The organism is Rhodovulum strictum, assembly GCF_009649175.1.
GTDB classification, from domain to species: domain Bacteria; phylum Pseudomonadota; class Alphaproteobacteria; order Rhodobacterales; family Rhodobacteraceae; genus Rhodovulum; species Rhodovulum strictum.
Map to the genome: position 1 here is coordinate 1 of NZ_WJPO01000072.1, position 1,468 is coordinate 1,468.

2 protein-coding genes are annotated in these 1,468 nt (G+C 64.6%); both read right to left on the reverse strand.

Features of this window, described 5'->3' with window-relative positions:
* Positions 1 to 592 precede the first annotated feature (592 nt).
* Positions 593 to 1,078 (reverse strand): phage virion morphogenesis protein, encoded by a 486-nt coding sequence (locus GH815_RS18645; protein WP_153750224.1) that lies wholly within the window; start codon positions 1,076 to 1,078, stop codon positions 593 to 595.
* Positions 1,079 to 1,181: 103 nt separating this feature from the next.
* A partial coding sequence (locus GH815_RS18650) for a hypothetical protein (protein ID WP_211365134.1) occupies positions 1,182 to 1,468 on the reverse strand: 287 nt, incomplete at its 5' end.

Below are 1,468 nucleotides of genomic sequence, written 5' to 3' on the forward strand. Positions count from 1 at the left end.
CGCGTCGGTCAGCCAGAAAAGGTTGCTCATCTCCACCCCCGTCAGTTCGGGAGCTTGAATCACGCAGGCCGGACAGCTTCAAGTATATCAATGGGTCCTGACCCTAGATGAACGCTGAGGTGGGACGATTGCGTCCCACCTTGCCGCTCAGCGTCCCACCTTGATTTAATGTCGTAGGATCAGTATGTTAATCGGCGTGAGGCGCACTGAAACCGCTGGCCAAGGTGGGACGCTGGAAAAGCGTCAGAAACGGGCCTTAGCCGGGCGGTCCTGACGCTCCAACCGGCCACGGACCATCCACCGACCAACCGCTCTTATCGAGGTCTCGGCGAGACAGGGGGCGGTAATTGCATTGGCACGGACGGCAGGTACAGTCCTTCAGCGGAAGCCGCGGCAAGGCCGTGGGATCAAGCCACCTGTCGGCCATTGCCGACGCACCCGGGCATATCTTGACGCCTGTCTCCAGCATGACGAATGGCAGCAGCCGCCACCCCTGTTTTCTCTTGTGTCCGCAATGCCTTGGGTGGCCCTTTCCCTCTCTCTCCTCTGTCCAAAAGGTAAGACCCCCCTACACATTCTCGCTCGACCGACCTCAGGAGCGAAGCCAGTCGTCGGCCGAGAGACCGAGATAGGGACGCGCGGGAATCGTGGTCGTGTAGGCTTGGACCGAGACATTCTCGCGCCCGAACAGGCGGCCCGAGCGCGCCTCCCGCCGGATCGTGCCGCCGAGCTGGTGAATGGCCCCATAGGGCATGGGCGTGCCCACCGTCACGCCCTCGGCCAAGGGGCGCGCGTTCAACTGGTTGTAGAGCGTCTGGCCGAAGCCGTTGCGGCGCAATTTGGTGATGGGCACCTGGCCACGCCGGATGCGCTGGCGGATGGTCGAGGGGGCGTGCGCCGCCCAGGGCGTGCCGTCTGGCGCGGATTCGGACTGGAAGTTCCTTTTCGTCGACTGGACGATGATCTCGCCCACATGCCCGTAGAACCCTTCCGGGTTTTCAATCCGCTCGACCAGGGCGCGCAGCCGCTCCCGAGCCTCCAGGTCGTCGACCGTGACGGTCATCGTGACGCCGGTCATGTTGAGCTACCCTTCGATTTGACGTATGATTTTGGAGCGGGCACGCGATGACAGGTGATTGTCCAGGTAGTTCCCCGCGTCGACGGCCGGATCGCCCCGGCCGTCATTTTCGTTTACAGAGCAGCTTGCCGCATGGCTTGGGCGCGGGGCCGAGGCCCCAGCACCATTTCCGGCGGAGCAGCTCGCCCGTCTTGACAAACGCGTTCGGGCCGCGATGCTGGCCGACATCGCAAAGCACCTCGCGCCAGGCGAGATGCGCCAGGCCAAGGAAGGACATCGAGTCCGCGCGGCCGGTCGGGCGCGGATTGGCGCGGCCCGGAACGCCGAGGCTCATGGGAAAGGCTCCCCGGCGCGCGCCCTCAGGTGGACCCAGCCGGGCAGCACCGGCCA